We start from the raw sequence: 17,002 nt of genomic DNA on the forward strand, positions 1-17,002 counted from the left end.
GTTGCCGGACTACCTGCTCTCAACTTTATATATCGCTATAGAGTTTACTGCTTCAGCTCGAAGCGGTCTGCGTTCATCACCTTGTTCCAGGCTGCGATGAAGTCGTGCACAAAGCGCTCTTCTCCATCCTGGCAACCGTAAACTTCTGCGATAGCGCGAAGCTCTGTGTTGGAACCAAAAATGAGATCGACACGCGTGCCGGTCCACTTCACCTCGTTAGTCTTGCGGTCGCGGCCTTCGAATACGGTCTCATCTTCGGAAACCGCTTTCCACTTGGTGCTCAGGTCCAGGACATTCACGAAGAAGTCGTTGGAAAGCGTACCCGGGCGATCGGTAAATACGCCGCGCTGAGACTGATCGTAATTGGTATCCAATACGCGCATACCGCCTACCAGCGCCGTCATTTCCGGCGTAGTAAGGGCAAGCAGCTGTGCCTTGTCCACCAGCATTTCCTCTGCGGAAACTGAGTACTGCGTCTTCATGTAGTTGCGGAAACCGTCTGCTGCAGGCTCCAGCGGATCAAAGGATGATGCGTCGGTCTGCTCCTGCGTGGCATCAGTACGGCCAGGTGTGAACGGCACAGTTACGTCGTACCCCGCCTTTTTAGCCGCTTCTTCGATAGCTGCGCAGCCACCGAGTACGATGAGATCCGCCATGGAGACCATTTTGCCACCCATTGCGCCGCCGTTGAACTCCTTCTGAATGCCTTCCATGGTTTCCAGGACTTTCGCCAGCTGCGTTGGGTTGTTGACTTCCCAGTCTTTCTGCGGCGCCAGACGAATGCGTGCACCATTGGCACCGCCCCGCTTGTCGGAATTACGGAAAGTAGAAGCGGAGCCCCAAGCTGTGGACACCAGTTGCGAAGTGGTGAGGCCAGAAGCCAGAATCATGCGCTTCAGCTTGGTGATATCTTCCTCCTCGATCAGCTTGTGGGTTACCGGTGGTACCGGGTCCTGCCAGATCAGTTCTTCCGCAGGCACTTCTGGTCCCAGGTAGCGAGCCTTTGGCCCCATATCGCGGTGGGTCAGTTTAAACCATGCACGGGCGAAAGCATCAGCAAATTCGTCCGGGTTTTCGTAGAAGCGGCGGGAGATTTTCTCGTAAGCCGGGTCCATGCGCAGCGCAAGGTCTGTAGTCAGCATGAATGGCGCGTGCTTCTTCTCCGGATTGTGCGCATCAGGCACGGTGCCTGCACCTGCGCCACCCTTTGGCTGCCACTGATGGGCACCTGCCGGGCTCTTGGTCAGCTCCCAGTCGTACTTGAAGAGGTTCTCGAAGTACTTATTGCTCCACTGCGTTGGCGTGTCTGTCCAGGCACCTTCCAGACCGGAAGTGATGGTGTGCTCACCATTACCTTCGCCAAGTGTGTTTTTCCAACCGGTGCTCATCTCTTCGATGCTTGCCCCTGCAGGCTCTGCGCCAACGTATTTTTCAGGATCACCGGCACCGTGGGTCTTGCCAAAGGTGTGGCCACCTGCAATCAGTGCTACGGTCTCCTCGTCATTCATTGCCATACGGCCGAAAGTCTCGCGGATATCGTGTGCCGAAGCAATTGGGTCAGGATTGCCGTTAGGCCCTTCCGGATTCACATAAATCAAACCCATTTGTACGGCAGCAAGTGGATTTTCCAGCTCACGGTCGCCTGTATAGCGCTTGTCGTCCAGCCATTCGCCCTCTGGTCCCCAGTAAATATCTTCTTCCGGTTCCCAAACGTCTTCGCGACCACCGGCAAAGCCGAAGGTCTTGAAGCCCATAGACTCCAGTGCCACATTACCGGTCAGGATCATAAGGTCAGCCCAGGAGATTTTCTTACCGTACTTCTGCTTGATAGGCCACAGGAGAAGGCGGGCCTTGTCCAGGTTGGCGTTGTCCGGCCAGCTGTTCAGTGGCGCGAAACGCTGTGTACCCGCACCTGCACCACCCCGTCCGTCGGCGATACGGTAGGTACCCGCACTGTGCCAGGCCATACGGATGAAGAAAGGCCCGTAGTGGCCCCAGTCGGCTGGCCACCAGTCCTGAGAGTCGGTCATCAGCTCATGAAGGTCTTTTTTCAGCGCCTCATAGTCCAGGCTTTGGAACTCCTTTGCATAGTCGAAATCCTTGCCCATTGGGTTGGACAATTCGGAATGCTGGCGGAGGATGGTCAAATTAAGGCTATTGGGCCACCAATCGCGGTTGGAAGCGCCCGCACCAGCGCCGTGCTCAAGCCTGCCGTTCATAAACGGGCAGCGGCTGGATTGATTCACATCCCAGACCTTACCGTTATTCGGCTTGCTTTGCTCTGTATTTTTTTCCATGGTGAATGGTTATTTGGTTGCTTAAAAATGTAAAGATAGGATAAACAATATTTATTGTATTTATAGGCACATAGACAATAGCTATACAACAAACAGGCAGGCGATAAGGAATATTGTCAGAAAAGTGTAACAAATAAGTGCCGGAGCAGTTCATCCAAACCTCCCCTTTTCATCCAAAACCTGGCCCGGGGTGTTTGTCCAAAAGAAGATAAAAAATGATGCAAGAAACAGATGTGCTAATCATAGGAGGCGGGCTGACCGGGCTGACGCTAAACTACTTACTAAGAAAGGCAGGCTACGCTGCACTAATCCTTGAGGCCCGCGACCGGCTGGGCGGCAGGATATGGACAAAGACCACTACTGAAGGCGTAAAAATTGACATGGGCGCTACCTGGCTGGGCCAAAAGCACACTCACCTGGTACAGCTGCTGCAGGAATTGAAGCTCCCGGTTTTTCAGCAGCGCCTGGGAACTAAGGCGCTGTTTGAGCAGCATCAGCAGGATACGGCACAGATTGTCCCCCTTCCCCCCAACAACGAACCCAGCTACCGGATACAGGGAGGCACTTCCGCACTGATACAAGCACTTGCCCGGCATCTTCCGGATGAGGCTGTGCTTTTGGATACACCGGGTGAAAAGATTCATGCAAAAGCAGATGGGGTTTATACCTTTAGTGGAGCATTAACGATCAAATCCAAAGTCGTCGTTTCCACCCTTCCGCCTAGTTTGCTGAGCCACCGTATCGAGCTACAGCCTGCCCTGCCAGTTGCCTTAATCCGCCTCATGCAACAAACCCACACCTGGATGGGCGAGTCCATCAAAGCCGGGGTAGCTTATGCACAACCTTTTTGGAGGGAGCATGGGCATACAGGGACTGCTTTTAGTCATACGGGCCCGTTCACAGAGCTTTATGACCATACAGATGCTGAGGAGGAGCACTTTGCTTTAAAGGGTTTTCTCAGGAATGACATGGCAAACCTGAGCGCCCCTGACCGAAAACGGCTGGTTGAAGGGCAACTTTTGAAGTTCTTTGGGCAACCTGCCCTGGAGTATGCTTCCTACGAAGAGACCGTTTGGCCAATGGAGCCTTATACCTATGCCCCTTACGAACACGCAGTCCTCCCCCACCAAAACAACGGGCACGCCATGTACCGAAAGCCTTATTGGAATGGCCGGCTTTTCCTTGCAGGCTCGGAAACGGCAGATGCCTTCCCGGGGTATATGGAAGGCGCAGTCAGGAGCGCGGAATGGGTTTATCAGGCGTTGAGCAAATCACCTGCGCGTTAGTTAGGAAAGTGATTACCCCATAAGTTCGCAAAACTTCTAATTTCTCTGAGTTAATCCACGCGCCTTTAGGTGCGCTATGTAGGTAAAATGTTGGCTTTAAAAGGGCCCCCGTGCCGTAGGTACGGAATGTATAGGTCATTCCCTAAATCCCCTTCCTTCCATGGTTCTGTACATCATGCCCATTAACAATAGTCGAAATGCTATTCTAATTAAATAATCCCTCTTAAATTCAGCATTCAAAAATAACAGCTCATGGAAAGCAAGTATCTGGTCTGGTTAATTGCAGGGGGGCTTATCATTGGATTGCTAAGTGCTTGTTCCCCCGCGCTAAACAAGGAGACCGCCGGCGCTTCAGCAAAGGAACGCCCCGGTATTAATATGCAGCCTTTGGAGGGTGCAGAAGTACTATTTGACGGATCAAAAGCCATGCTGGAGGAGAAGTGGACGTACTGGGAAGGCCCGCGCTTTTCAGCAGCACTGCCCATCAAGTGGCAGATCGTCGAGGACCCGGTTGATGAAGGCACGGCATTGAACAGCAACGACCCTGCCTCAAAAGGCGGCTTGTACGGTGCAGCCGATATTGTAACGAAAAAGAAGTACCGGGATTTCCGCCTGCATGTAGAGTTTCTGGTGCCTAATGAGGGGGGCAATAGTGGCGTTTATTTGCAAAACCGGTATGAAATTCAAATCCTGGATGGAGACAGCACAAAGCATGGCATGGCCACAGTCATTAACGAGACGGAATCCCCTTACGCCTTTTATAATGGAACCGGTAAGTGGAATGCCTATGATATCACCTTCCGCGCGGCCCGGTTTGAGGGTGGCAAACTCGTGGAGCAACCGCTGGTCAGCCTGTATTTCAATGGTCATAAGGTGCACCAAAATGTACCCATCAATAAAGTCTGGGGTGGAAAGTTCTCCGGATTAGACGGCGGAAACGATAAAGGCTTTGGCATTACAGATACTCCCGGTGGCATCAAACTACAGGCCGAAGGGCACGATGTGTTGTACCGGAATATCTGGATTAAGGAGCTGGAGCTGGATGGTGCGGACACAGACTTTTAACTAAAAGCAGCTCAAGACCATGATCAAGTTTTTCCGGAAAATCCGCCAGCAGTTAATTGCTGAAAAGCGCGTCAGTCAGTACCTGTTATATGCACTTGGCGAAATCGTATTGGTGGTCGCTGGCATCCTCATCGCCCTGGCGATCAACAACAGCAATGAGCAGCGACTGACCCGGAACAAGGAACAAGTGTACCTAAAGGGATTGCAGGAAGAGTTTAAGGTTAGTCAATACAAGCTTAAAAACCTCATCGCCCTCAATCAGCAAAACGCTGAAGGCGCTCGCACCTTACTCCGCTTTATGTCCGACTCTACGACACTCACGGATGAGGCTGCCTTCTCCAAGCTGATTTACAGCACCCTCGCTTACGATATCGCCTTCAACCCCAACAATTCGCTACTGAACGAGATGATCAACTCCGGCAGTCTCCGCGACTTATCCAATCCTGAGCTGCGCCGCCGGCTGACCAACTGGATGGCCACCGTGGAGGATGTCGCCCGGCAGGAACAAGACCAGGAACAGGAACGCAAGCGTATTCTCAATACCTTCCTAAGCGACCGCTACAGTATCCGGACGGTTTTGGAGCAAGCTGGCCAGACAGCCGATGGGCTCGACTTGTCGCCATCCGCCCAGCCACATTCTAATCTGGCTTTACTGCAATCTAAGTCTTTTGAGAACCACCTGCTCCTCTTTCTGCTGGCCTGCGCAGGCACTACTGACACGCATTACCTGCCCCTGATGGAGGAGCTGGAAGCCATTTTGGAGTTGATCCACAGGGAGATTGAAAACTAGCTTCTTAGCTAAAAGCAGTAGCTTCACCCCTGTAAATCAAATGCGGCAGATCATGAAAAACGGTTCCATTTTAGCCTTTGTACTTATTTTAGCTTCCTGCACCCCCAGGGAGGAAATCAGCTCCATCAACCCCGTCAATTGAGAAAAGCGGATGATTGAAATCCCAAACCCTGATTCCCTGGCTTCAGGCACGACTTACTTATCGGTCTATTCCCAGATTTACAGTCAGACCGAGCACCGCACCCATGACCTCACGGCGACCATCAGCCTGCGCAATGTGAACCGAAAGGATACGGTCTATATTGAAGAGGCCGTGTACTACGATACTCATGGCACCCCAATCCGAAACTACTTTGCAAGGCCTATTTTTATTGCCCCTATGGAAACCGTTGAAATTGTTATTGACGAAATCGACCGTGAAGGGGGCACCGGTGCTAATTTCCTGTTCGACTGGCGGACTCCTTTAACTGGGAATGCGCCGTTGTTTGAGGCTGTTATGATTTCGACATCTGGCCAACAGGGGTTGTCCTTTACCACTCAGGGTGTCCGATTGGGTCCGAAGCATTGATTCCAAAACCTATCAGGGCGACTGAAGCGGGTTCGCCATTACCCCCTGCCGGGTCATTTTCACCGGAAGCAGCAATCCTTCTTCGTCAAACCGCAACGCATCAATACAAACCTCCCGGTGATGGGGGTTATCAGTACCCAGCGGACGGCGGTGGTAGACCATATAGTAGCGGTCCTGCTCTGGCAGAATAATGACTGAATGGTGCCCCGCCCCGGTAGCAATAGCCGTGTCCTGCTGCAGCACTTTGCCAATCCTCGCAAACGGGCCGAAGGGAGAATCTCCAATGGCATACGCCACACTGTAGTCGGGCCCCATCCAGCCGCCTTCCGACCACATGAAGTAATACCGCCCGTTCCGTTTGAACATGAAAGGCCCTTCCACGTACTGCTCCGGTGTAATTTCCTTGTACACTTCGCCATCTTCAAAAGGTACCACACGCAGCAGGTCATCGCTCAGCCTCACGATATTGCAGTGCCGCCATCCGCCATAGATGAGGTACGCCTGGCCGTCATCATCTTTGAATACGAAAGGGTCTATCGGTTGTGCTCCATGCTCAAAAGTGCTAATCAGAGGCTTGCCCAAAGCATCCTTGAAGGGCCCCGAAGGCTGATCAGCCACCGCCACGCCTATGCCGCCCACTTCGGCTTCGCTTTGGATATCGTTAGCCGAAAAGAAAAGATAGTATTGCCCATTCGCCTCAGTGATGGCTGGCGCCCAAATGGCGTAGGAAGCCCAGTCTGCCCATTCAATATCGAATACCCTCGGGTGGCGCTCCCAGTGGACCAGGTCCCGGGAAGAAAAGGCATCAAAAAAAGTCTGCTCCACGTACTGCTCATTGATGGCGTTTTTGCGCAGGGCCAGTTGTGCCGGAGTCGTTTTGGAGGGCCGCCGCTGCTGCGGATAGTGATCGGAAAAAGTGGGGTAAATCCAATACTGCTGTCCAAAGATAATCCCTTCCGGATCGGCGTACCAACCGGGGAAAACAGGGTTTGTAGCAGAAGATTTTTCTTTATGCTCTGCAAATTTAGGCGAGCAGGCAACGCAAAACCACAAGGGTAGAAGCCAGATAGCAAAGACGATTTTTGATGACATAAAGGCAGTGATTTTTGATGACCGATAGTCCCGCAAATAATCATTTTTCCGGCAAAAAACGGCACACTTGCATCTCATTTTCAAATAACAGGACGGATAAAAATAACGGTAGGTAGTTTATACAAAGAATTTCCTACCTTTAAGCTATAGATCTACCCAATTGACTGCATGCGACCACTAACCTCATGGCTATTGCTGTTCCTAATCACCTTCCAGTGGATGGCCGGGCATTTAGTGGTGGAAACGCTCCATATTATAGAAGTGCAGCGCAAAATGGACCAGCGTGAGGCACAATTGGCGGAGGCTCTCAAGGCCAGCACCGGTGCCTCCTATCAGGTCGCTATCATTAAAGAAGATTTTCATCCGGCTTTGATTGGCTACAGCAGCCAGTTTATTTTAACAGAAGAAATCGGAGGCGAAACCATACACTACAAAATCGCGGCAGACTCCACCCAATTGGTAGAGTACCTGCAGGCTATGCCCCCAGTTTCAGAAGACTCGAACAGCGGACGGGCTTTGCTCGACCAGCTGTTTTCCAAATTCAGGGTAGACCCGCCGCTGCACCCTCTGCCATCGGTGCCGGTCGCCACTGCCCGGGGTTCGTTTTTCTTTCAGCAGCCAGCCTCCACGGCCAGCCTATCGCTCCCTGACCCTCCTCCCAGAGCCTGATTTCCTCACCTGAAATCAATTGGCCAATTTAAATCTTTGGAGCACACGGACTCCCTGAACGCGATTCAGGAGGGTTGACTGTTACTTAGAGACCTGTCTGTACCGTGCCTGCCCATCTAAAACTTATTCTCAATGAATACCCATTATAAAAGTATTTTGACCCTAATGCTATTCGCCAGCCTAAGTACTCTGCAATTGCGGGGACAAGGCTGCGTGGCCATCCGCCACTTCTCTTCCTGTGGCGGCAACAATCTTTCCTCCAACCTCCTGTCTGCTGGTGAATGGCAGATCGGGATGAACTACCGCTACTTCAAATCCTTCCGCCACTTCCGGGGCACGCACGAGGAGCCCGACCGGGTTTCGAATGAGACGGAAGTCATCAACCATGCCCACGCCTGGGACTTTTCGGTCAACTACAGCCTGAGCAACCGAATGTACGCCACGGCCATCCTCCCATTTGTGGTCAACACCCGTTCTTCCTTATACGAACATGGCCGGGAGGAGCGCAATACGACCTTTTCCCGCGGCCTTGCTGATGTGCGGCTGGGCCTGGGTTACTGGCTCTTCGACCCTGCGCGCAGCCCCAAGGGCAACCTCGCACTCGGGTTGGGCGTGAAGCTACCCACGGGCGACTATAATGCAACGGACATTTTTTACAACGTCGGACCGGAAGGCACCCCTCAGGTCCGTCCCGTAGACCAGTCTATCCAACCTGGCGATGGCGGTTTTGGCCTGACAGTAGACTTGCAGTTCTTCCAGCAGCTGTCTCCCACACTTTTTGCTTACGCTGGTGCTTTTTACCTGGCCAATCCCAGGGAGACGAATGGCGTTCGCACATTTCGGGAAACGCTTAGCCCGATTCTGCAAAATGAATCCATCATGTCGGTACCGGACCAATACGGGCTGCGGGGCGGATTCAGCTACAATACCCCTGTGCCTGCTTTGAGCGTATCCATTGGTGCCCGTTACGAAGCCGTGCCAGTAGAGGACCTCATCGGCGGCAGTGGGGGGTTCCGGCGGCCCGGAGAAGTGCTGTCGCTGGAGCCCGGGCTGACCCTCATGAACAGCCGGACGACGCTCAGCCTTTCTGTACCAGTCGCTATGCTCCGCAACCGCCCGCAGAGCCTTACCGACCTGGAAACTGAGCAGGCCACCGGGCAGCCCCGCAACGGCGATGCCGCATTCGCGGATTACCTGATCAATTTCAGTGTGGCGTACCGGATTGCGCCGGACGACGCAAAAGCACCGGCACCTTTTAATCTGGATTAAAGCGGCAGGCTAGCCAAGCCGCCTGCTGCTGCAGCGCCTAACGAACCCAATTGCCGGGCCGGTCTCCAAGCCGGCCCTTTTTTATTTAACTTTAAAGCGACTACGCATTTTTTGTCCACCACGACCTCTGGGACTGCGATCCGCCCGCGCCTCCTAATCTGATTACCGTGCAGCAAGATGGGAATGCTGTTGAAGCTGTTGCTCAGATCACCAGGGAATTTGGTCGTGGCCTTTGCTTTGCCGGAGCAAAAAAACCGCAAATAAAGCTTACGCCCTTACTCCAGCGCCTGATACACCAGCGCCCTAAGCTTCGCGTGGTCGTCCAGCCCTCGGGCAGGGATGACTTGCGTGAAGTAGACCACCACGAGCTCCTCTGCCGGGTCGACCCAATAATGGGAATGGTATGCGCCGCCCCAGCCGTAATCGCCCACTGAGCCAAGCGTACCTCGGGCACCAAGATCGGCAGCCACCTTAAAACCGAGCCCAAAACCCTGCCCATCCGGTCCGTAAGGGATGTCGCGCATGTGGTCAACTGTCATTAGCTCGACTGACTTGCGGGACAGGATACGCTGCCCATTGTAAGTGCCGCCATTGAGCATCATTTGCAGGAAGCGGGCGTAGTCCATAGCGGTACTGAGCAGGCCTGCCCCGCCGGAAAAGCTGGTCCGGGGGCCTTCCACGTAGTGGCCTTGTCCACGCATGTGCCCGGGAGTGGGCGCACGTTCCAGGTTGTCCGCTTCTTTGGAATAGACCGTAGCCAGGCGGCTGACTTTCTCCTCAGGCAGGTAAAAATGAGTATCTTCCATGCCCAGGGGCTCAAAGATGCGAGTGGTGAGAAACGCTTCCAAAGGCTGTCCGGAGACCACCTCAATCAGCACGCCGAGGATATCCGTATTGTAGCCGTATACAAAACGCTCACCAGGCTGTGCATTAAAGGGCAAAGCGGCCATCCGCCGTATCGTCTCCCGCACCGGCTCCTCCCGGTCCGCGAAGTACCAACCCTGAATGCCAGCGGCTTCCCAGACCTCTTCTGCCGGTCCGTAGCCATAACCGATACCTGCCGTGTGGGTCAGCAAGTCACGGATGGTGATCGGGCGCTCAGCTTTTACCACTTCGTACCCGCCTTCTTCCTTCGCTACTGCCACGGTAGTTTCCATGTATTCCGGCAGATACTTGCCCACCGGATCACTGATCAGCAGGCGTCCTTGTTCCTGCAACATCATAACCCCAACGCTGACGATCGCCTTGGTTTGGGAAGCGATGCGGAAGATGGCATCCTTAGGCATCGACTCGCCCGTTTCCATATCCCGGTCCCCAAAGGCTTTAAAGTAGGGTATCTGTCCATTGCGGGCCACAAGAACCACCGCGCCAGGCAACTGCCCGTTATCCACATAATCCTGAAAAGTGCGGTCCAGATGCGCTAAACGTCCGGAGGAAAAACCGACGCTTTCCGGAACGACTTGCTGCAGCGCTTGCCCACTTATCAAGGTGGGTAGAGTAATCAAAAAGGTCAGCAGCAGAAAGTGGGAATGCATGTGCTTCATAGCAGTTGGTTTTCGTTGATATTTAGTCACTCAAAATACAAAGCTCCGGGCTTTTGCCAAAAGGAAAGCGTTTTCTGACTATTTTTATATTTTATCAACCGAACGAATGATGGCTTACCTAAAATACCTGTTCAGGCTTGTCGCTCTTTCCTGTACTTTACTGCCCGGCTTCGGGACAGATGCTCAAAACCTCGTCCCCAACCCAGGCTTTGAATCGTACTTCGAGCATCCGGAACTGAGCGTCAATGGAGTCAATGCTACAGCAGACTGGTTTAAATTTGAATACACCACGGAATTCTTTCACAGGACCTACCCTCCAATTGCGGGTGTGCCTTTCAATCAGCGTGGCTATCAGGAACCCTTCGAAGGGAATGGCTACGCAGGGATGATCGTTTACCCCTGGAATGTCAGAGAGTTCCTTGCCGTTCAATTAACAGAACCGCTGGAGGCCGGACAGGTCTACACACTAAGCTTTCAGGTCAGCCTTTCCGAGCAGTCAGGCTATATGACCGATGACTTTGGGGCTATGCTATCACGGGAGCGCCCGGAGCAGGATAGCTTAAGCAAATACTACTACGTAGTTAAAAACCAGGAAGGGCGGGTATTATCCGATACATCCGGATGGATGGAAATCCGCGGGCAGTACCTTGCTCAAGGCGGTGAGCAGTACTTGCTAATTGGCAATTTATACGATCAGCCCCGTACTACCTTTCAGGAAACGGCAGTTGAGGATAGCCGGTTCTGGGCTTACTACTTTGTGGACCAGGTGGAACTGACCCGCTGCGGCGAAACAGGAAGTATGCTTACCCAACTGCCACCACAGGACACCATCATTTGCGACAGCGGCAATGCCCGGCTCGAAGCCCTGCCCGATGCCGATAGCTACCAATGGGTTGGGCAGGATGTGCAGCAACAATTGCAAACCCGGATGCCCGGGCAGTACGTCGTTAACAACTTCTTCGGCTGCGATATTATACAGCAAACTTTTAACGTTGAGACGGATGGCTGTTTTTGCGACCTTATTATGCCCTCTCCTATCCGGCTTTCCAACCAACTAGCCCCCATCCCCTCCCGGAATGTAGAAGATTACACCCTTGAGCTGTTTACGGCCGCAGGCCAAAAAGTATGGTCAGGCAGCGCCGCCAATGTTGATCAGGCGCAACTCCCTCAGGCAGCCGGTGCCTACTTCTGGCGTGCCCGCCTCCAATGCTTCCGGGAACTGGATCAGCTGCCCTTTCAGCGTACGGTGAGCGGGCGTATTATTTTGGTAGATTGAAGCATTCCATTTGACCGGAAACAGAAAAGAGTCTGTAGCTTTGCCTAGCCCTGCCAAATACTCAACTACACCTCACAAAAGCATTGCTCAATGGACAAACGAAAGCTCAGCAACACCTTTCGGGTTTACCACCGTTACCTTGGCTTCTTTCTGGCTGGCATAATGGCCGTCTATGCCATTAGCGGCGTGGTGCTGATTTTCCGCAAAACGGACTTCCTCAAAAAAGAAACCGTAATTGAAAAACAGCTCCCTCCGGCCACCACCACTGCTGAACTCGGAAAGGCGCTCAACATTAAGAACCTCAAGGTCGAAAAAACAGAGGGCAGCCTGGTCTACTTTGAGAATGGCACCTTTGATCAGTCTACTGGCATGGCTCAGTATATCGTGAAGAAATTACCGCTGGTGCTGGATAAAATGACGAGCCTACACAAAGCCACTACGAATAGCCCTTTGTATTTTCTCAATATTTTCTTCGGAGTATCCTTGCTGTTTTTTGTGATTTCCGCATTCTGGATGTTCATGCCGGGTACCGATATCTTCAAAAAGGGGCTTTATTTCACCGCCGGGGGCATCATCCTGACGCTGATCATGCTGATGCTTTAAAGCAGCGCTACCGCCGGTATCCATCGGGAGGTGACTCGTGCAGCCTCCGGTACTGTCCGCTGAACGGTAAAGAGGTGAGCAGAAGCGGACCGCCCCCTGAGCGTCGCCTCACCCAGCCTTTTCACCTGATCGGCAGGCGTCAGCTTCACCTGCTGCAGCATTTCCTCAGAAAGGAGCAGGTCTACGCCGTAGCTGTTGCACAGCCCCTGAATGCGGGCGGTGGCATTGAGCACATCGCCGGAAAACAGGATTTCCTTTTTGATCATCCCAATCTCACCCGTGGTCACCCTGCCTAAATGTATGCCGGCTTTGAAGGCAGGCACTACCCCGAAATTTTGCTTAAACCACAGGGCTTTGGACCGCAGGCTGCCCCGCATGGCAAAGAAGCAATCTAGTGGACGGTTGTCTTTTTGCCCCTGCCGGTACGGCCAGGAAAGAATGATTTCATCCCCGACGTACTGGTAGATTTCACCGCCGTGGTCGATGATGGCTTCCGAAAAACAGTCGTAGTAGGCCTTCAGCAGGTGGAAATACCTTTGATGCCCAAGCTGTTCCGCAATCGTCGTGGAAGACTTCATATCCAGGAACATGAAAACCCGGTCCTCCTCTACTGGCCGGTGGTAACGCCCGGTGAAGAAATTATTCAGGACATTTTGCCCCATAAACTCACTGATTTCAGCGTAAAACAGGGACAGCAGCAGGCTTGCGCCCAATTGCACGCCTGTGCTCAGGTGGGTGATGCTCGTGAGGTAATTTAGGTACCGGGTCCATACTTCGGGCTGCAGCACACTTACGCCCATCTCCAGGCTTGCTGCCACCGGGAAAGTCACCAAGATCACAAACGAAAAAATACAGGCATAGGCCATCAGCTTAAGAAACAAGCGCCGCGCAAAATGCAGGTGCCCCAGCCAGGGGTCCAGGAATCGCAGCTCCAGATAGCCGGTGAAAAAGCCAGCTACGGTCACCGCAAAGCTAGCCACTACAAATATGCGCCAGTCCATCTGTATGACGGTGGAAGGCAGGGTGTCGATGCCAGCTGTCGCCGCATGCTCAATCAGCAGGAATACCCAGCCAGCCAGTAACCAGATCAGCCCAAAGGGCAGCAGGCGGGTGAGGAATCGTTTTGTCCGGGGTGGTATCATGGTATGCTTTTTACTTGAATAATGGCACAATGATACTGCCTCCCGGACATGCAATCGTTCGGCTTTACATTTTGGGACGGATTTTCAGAGCTGTCTTATTGATCTTCTCTGTCTCTGTTAACGCGCTCCAGCATTTCCACATCGGCCAAATCCTGAAGCCTGCCTGTACTTTTTTTATTTCTTATAAGATCTTGCAGACCAATAAATTTTATCGTTCCCGATTCATCCTGAAATACTTCATGCTTAATAAATGCATCATTAAAGTCTACTCCATCTATAGACGTCAGTATGTCTATCCGGTTAGGAGGATATCCTAACTGAATAATTTGAGTGCGTGACAAAAAAGCGGGGATGGGTAAAAAAGGGAGGTTGAGCCAATAAGTCGTAAATTGAGTTTGACACAAAACAATTAACGACAGCCAAACCTCCCGGATGAAGTTATGGAAAAACAGCAACTTACCCAGCGATTAAATCAGAAGTTTGAAGAATTAGTGTGCCTTAGCGATGGATACGTCGAATCTTCGGATGCCATGCATGACATTGAAAAAGGCTTGCTGAGCGAATTGCTGAGCATCGGGCTGCTGCTGCTCCGGTACATCATAGCCGGGAAGCTAAAACAGTGCAAGAGTTATGAATTCGACGTGGACAATCAAGCAGCTTGCCAAAGCAAGGGCAAGAAGGCGCGGCGCTATTTAAGTTTGTTTGGGCCCTTATCCATACAGCGCCCGAGCCACTGGGCCAGTGACAAAGGGGTTGTATATAAACTGGATGAGCACCTGCAGTTGCCCCGAGGGAGCTATTGGTCTTACAATATCCAGGAATTAGTGGGCGAAAGTGCATCAGAGAATGATTTCCGTGAAAGCGTGCACCTGTTTAACAAGCTGCTGAATTTGGATTTGCGCTGGGAGTCCTCGGTGCGCAACACTCTTAATTTGGGCCAATACGTGGAAGCCTATTATGAGGCCCGCCCGGCTAAGGCAGAACCTGAAGCGGTGTGCTTCAGCGCCTCTTTTGACGGCAAGGGCGTACCGAAGGTAAGAAAGCCCAAAGCCCGCTCGGGCAACCCCAAAGCCCGCTTGGGCAAAGGGGAGAAACCAGGGACAAAGCAGATGGCAACTGTTTCAGTAACTTCCAGCTTTAAGCCTAAGCAACGTAGTGTCAAAGCCATTGCCGATGCTTTGATGGGAGTGGAAAACGAGCCTCAAAAGATAAAGAAAAAACCAAAACAAGAGCAGCGCTCAAAAAAGAATGGCTGGCACGAAAATATCCACCGCAGGGCATTTTTAGCAGACCAGGACAAGGCGGTGGACTATGGGATACAGGACATCAAAAACCGGATTAGCCATACAGACAGCCGCTTCGTTGTCCCTATTGACGCAGGCATCGGGCTAGAGGACAAAGTCTTGGGAGCGGTCAAAAAATACGGTTTGGAAGATGCCTTTGATGGCATTATCCTGGATATTATCCATGTGCTGGAATATGTTTGGGCAGCCGCGACTGCCGTTTTTGGCGAGCAGTCCAAGCTGCGCACGCCTTGGGTCAGGGATATGCTCACGGACTTGCTCAACAGCAAAACGCAAAAAGTCATTGATGATTTAGTGGCTATCCGGGATAAGACAAAATTATCCAAAAGTAAAAGCCAACAGCTGAACAAAGCCATTACCTATTTTACCAACCATCAGCATAAGATGGACTATCTGGCTTTTATCAAGAAGGGATACCCCATAAGCTCAGCTATGGCAGAGTCCACTTGTGGGCATTTGGTCAAAGAGCGTATGGAGCAGAGCGGCATGCGGTGGAGCAGCGACAGTGCCCAAAAAGTGATGGATCTAAGAGCTGTAAAATTAAATGGCGACATGGAGGATTTTGTCCAGTTTGTCGTTGGCTCAGAACGCAAAATCCGCCTCCGGAAAATGGCGGCATAATAGATGCCCCGCTTTTTTGTCACGCACTCGAATAATTTGATCTGATTTTTCAAAATCCGATACTGAAACAGCTAAAGATTCAAAACCAAAATCTAACAATACATTCTTAATTTTCCGGGCATTTTCCGGGGCTGTCCATATCCAAAGATCAATATCCTGAGTAAACCTTGGGTAACCATAATAGGCTGTCGCGTACCCGCCAACTACCAAATATTTAACTTCATGCTTTTCTAACAACCCGATAAACTCTTTGAAATCCTTGTTCAGTATCATGGCTCCACTTCATATATTTTGTTCTTAATTGCTCCAGGTGAACCAACCTTTCCAATTTACTGAGACTTCTGAAATAATCAATATTCCCTGTGTCGCTTCCTTTATGTACGATATTAATTCTTTTGGGCGCCATTTCGTAGTTTTTCATACAATTTACAGCTTTCTGCTCAAAACGGCTTCCTCTAACCCATAATTTCATCAACTGATCTCACTGTAATTAACTGATCTTTAAATCTTAAAAAAGTAAACTACAAGCCCCTCAATTCACGGAGCCACATCTCTGGACCTTTCCTTTCTAAATTCAAGTCACTGCATCAATCAACATGCCGATCAGGATGGCTGCCGCAAATGAAGTTACCGTTCCTATCGTGTAGGCTAAGATGCCTTTGAGGTAGTTAATTTTCTTTCGTTTATTATAAAAGCGGGCGATGGCCCATCCGGCATAAACATAGGCAATCAACGCGCCTAAGCTAAGCAACCTTAGCCCCACAAGACTTTCACCGATCCCAAATACAGCGAGAATCAGCATCCCCACTCCAAGCACATAAAACAGCAGAATCAGGACTTCAAAGTAGTTGTAGCCGGCCTTTCGGAAAAACAGCCGAACCCAGAAGGCAATGACAAACGCCATCATTATATTGGCATAGCCATAATTTTTCTGCATCCATACCAGTATATTCCTAACGGCAGACTCGCCGGCTGCCTTTGCATTGGCCCCCGCGTAGTCTGTTTCAAAATTCAGCAATTGCTGGGCAAGCGTATAAAGCAGCGAACAAACGATGACAAAAATGACGGGCTTCATCAACTTGCTGCGGTCTTCCCGGATGTACCGGCGCACACTTTCCCCGGGCCGGAGAAGCAGTTCCCGAACCGTGTACAGAATGCCTTTGTCAAAATTGAGCACACTGCTGATTTCGGACAGCAGGTAGCGACTGTCAATCCGCTTGAGGTTGTTCGGGTGCCCGCATGCGGAGCAAAATTCACCGGAGAGCTCATGGTTGCAGCGCTTGCACTTGGCGGTCTGAGTCATGGTCATTAGAGGTGTTTCGGGTTTGGACCTTTGAGTAATACAAACTCAATATCGTAAGAAAAAGCAAATAAAAAAGCCCTTCTCTTCGCAATAGCTGCGCCCCGGAGAGAAATCCCAACTCCCCACCGCAAAACCTTGGCAATTTAACCCGAACAAGCGACCTTTGTGGTTTG

At 51.6% G+C, this 17,002-nt stretch carries 16 protein-coding genes; 9 read left to right on the forward strand and 7 right to left on the reverse strand.

Translation table 11 applies throughout. The features are described from left to right. Positions 1 to 44 precede the first annotated feature (44 nt). Positions 45 to 2,297 carry a catalase/peroxidase HPI gene (gene katG / locus IX84_RS02800; RefSeq protein ID WP_044216389.1) on the reverse strand — a complete coding sequence of 751 codons (2,253 nt, stop codon included), beginning with the start codon at positions 2,295 to 2,297 and terminating at the stop codon, positions 45 to 47. A gap of 215 nt (positions 2,298 to 2,512) precedes the next feature. Here katG and IX84_RS02805 point away from each other — a divergent pair, with 215 nt between their 5' ends. The 4 genes from IX84_RS02805 (at position 2,513) to IX84_RS02820 (ending at position 6,006) form a co-directional block, all read left to right on the forward strand. Continuing rightward, positions 2,513 to 3,583: a flavin monoamine oxidase family protein gene (locus IX84_RS02805; protein WP_052515710.1), complete on the forward strand. Its 1,071-nt coding sequence runs from the start codon at positions 2,513 to 2,515 to the stop codon at positions 3,581 to 3,583. A 252-nt stretch (positions 3,584 to 3,835) separates the two neighbouring features. Then, positions 3,836 to 4,648 carry a 3-keto-disaccharide hydrolase gene (locus tag IX84_RS02810; protein WP_081968576.1) on the forward strand — a complete coding sequence of 271 codons (813 nt, stop codon included), beginning with the start codon at positions 3,836 to 3,838 and terminating at the stop codon, positions 4,646 to 4,648. 19 nt (positions 4,649 to 4,667) lie between these two features. Beyond that, positions 4,668 to 5,438 (forward strand): DUF6090 family protein, encoded by a 771-nt coding sequence (locus tag IX84_RS02815; protein WP_044216390.1) that lies wholly within the window; start codon positions 4,668 to 4,670, stop codon positions 5,436 to 5,438. 151 nt (positions 5,439 to 5,589) lie between these two features. Next, positions 5,590 to 6,006, forward strand: a complete 417-nt coding sequence (locus tag IX84_RS02820; RefSeq protein ID WP_202965198.1) for a DUF3124 domain-containing protein — start codon at positions 5,590 to 5,592, stop codon at positions 6,004 to 6,006. A 12-nt stretch (positions 6,007 to 6,018) separates the two neighbouring features. Here the strand turns inward: IX84_RS02820 and IX84_RS02825 are convergent, their stop codons facing one another. After that, entirely contained in the window at positions 6,019 to 7,098 is a 1,080-nt protein-coding gene (locus IX84_RS02825) for a glycoside hydrolase family 43 protein (RefSeq protein WP_044216391.1), read from the reverse strand. Positions 7,099 to 7,266: 168 nt separating this feature from the next. Between IX84_RS02825 and IX84_RS02830 the strand changes: the two genes are divergently transcribed. Next, the gene (locus tag IX84_RS02830; protein WP_152604894.1) at positions 7,267 to 7,767 is read left to right on the forward strand and encodes a hypothetical protein; all 501 of its coding nucleotides are present in this window, start codon (positions 7,267 to 7,269) and stop codon (positions 7,765 to 7,767) included. Between the two features lie 132 nt (positions 7,768 to 7,899). Next, positions 7,900 to 9,036, forward strand: coding sequence for a phenol degradation protein (locus tag IX84_RS02835; protein ID WP_044216395.1), 1,137 nt, complete (start codon positions 7,900 to 7,902; stop codon positions 9,034 to 9,036). A 275-nt stretch (positions 9,037 to 9,311) separates the two neighbouring features. On the opposite strand, the gene IX84_RS02845 is transcribed toward IX84_RS02835, so the two are convergent. Further along, complete coding sequence (locus tag IX84_RS02845; RefSeq protein ID WP_044216398.1) at positions 9,312 to 10,580, reverse strand: serine hydrolase domain-containing protein; 1,269 nt, start codon at positions 10,578 to 10,580, stop codon at positions 9,312 to 9,314. 106 nt (positions 10,581 to 10,686) lie between these two features. On the opposite strand from IX84_RS02845, the gene IX84_RS02850 reads away from it, so the two are divergent. Both IX84_RS02850 and IX84_RS02855 read left to right on the forward strand, forming a co-directional pair. After that, positions 10,687 to 11,856 (forward strand): hypothetical protein, encoded by a 1,170-nt coding sequence (locus tag IX84_RS02850; RefSeq protein WP_152604895.1) that lies wholly within the window; start codon positions 10,687 to 10,689, stop codon positions 11,854 to 11,856. 90 nt (positions 11,857 to 11,946) lie between these two features. Further along, on the forward strand, positions 11,947 to 12,459 hold the full coding sequence (locus IX84_RS02855; protein ID WP_044216400.1) for a PepSY domain-containing protein: 513 nt from the start codon (positions 11,947 to 11,949) through the stop codon (positions 12,457 to 12,459). Here IX84_RS02855 and IX84_RS02860 read toward each other — a convergent pair. Together IX84_RS02860 and IX84_RS02865 are read right to left on the reverse strand one after the other, a co-directional pair. Next, positions 12,456 to 13,601: an adenylate/guanylate cyclase domain-containing protein gene (locus IX84_RS02860; RefSeq protein ID WP_044216402.1), complete on the reverse strand. Its 1,146-nt coding sequence runs from the start codon at positions 13,599 to 13,601 to the stop codon at positions 12,456 to 12,458. The two genes, IX84_RS02855 and IX84_RS02860, sit on opposite strands and share 4 nt — an antisense overlap. Positions 13,602 to 13,696: 95 nt before the next feature. Continuing rightward, positions 13,697 to 13,942, reverse strand: coding sequence for a hypothetical protein (locus IX84_RS02865; protein WP_152604896.1), 246 nt, complete (start codon positions 13,940 to 13,942; stop codon positions 13,697 to 13,699). Between the two features lie 99 nt (positions 13,943 to 14,041). Between IX84_RS02865 and IX84_RS02870 the strand changes: the two genes are divergently transcribed. Further along, the gene (locus IX84_RS02870; RefSeq protein ID WP_044216405.1) at positions 14,042 to 15,526 is read left to right on the forward strand and encodes an ISKra4 family transposase; all 1,485 of its coding nucleotides are present in this window, start codon (positions 14,042 to 14,044) and stop codon (positions 15,524 to 15,526) included. On the opposite strand, the gene IX84_RS02875 is transcribed toward IX84_RS02870, so the two are convergent. After that, positions 15,488 to 15,799, reverse strand: a complete 312-nt coding sequence (locus IX84_RS02875; protein WP_052515712.1) for a nucleotidyltransferase family protein — start codon at positions 15,797 to 15,799, stop codon at positions 15,488 to 15,490. The genes IX84_RS02870 and IX84_RS02875 overlap by 39 nt on opposite strands. 301 nt (positions 15,800 to 16,100) lie before the next feature. Next, positions 16,101 to 16,835, reverse strand: coding sequence for a DUF3667 domain-containing protein (locus IX84_RS02880; RefSeq protein WP_081968577.1), 735 nt, complete (start codon positions 16,833 to 16,835; stop codon positions 16,101 to 16,103). Positions 16,836 to 17,002 lie beyond the last annotated feature (167 nt).

This window comes from Phaeodactylibacter xiamenensis, from assembly GCF_000759025.1.
Lineage (GTDB): Bacteria > Bacteroidota > Bacteroidia > Chitinophagales > Saprospiraceae > Phaeodactylibacter > Phaeodactylibacter xiamenensis.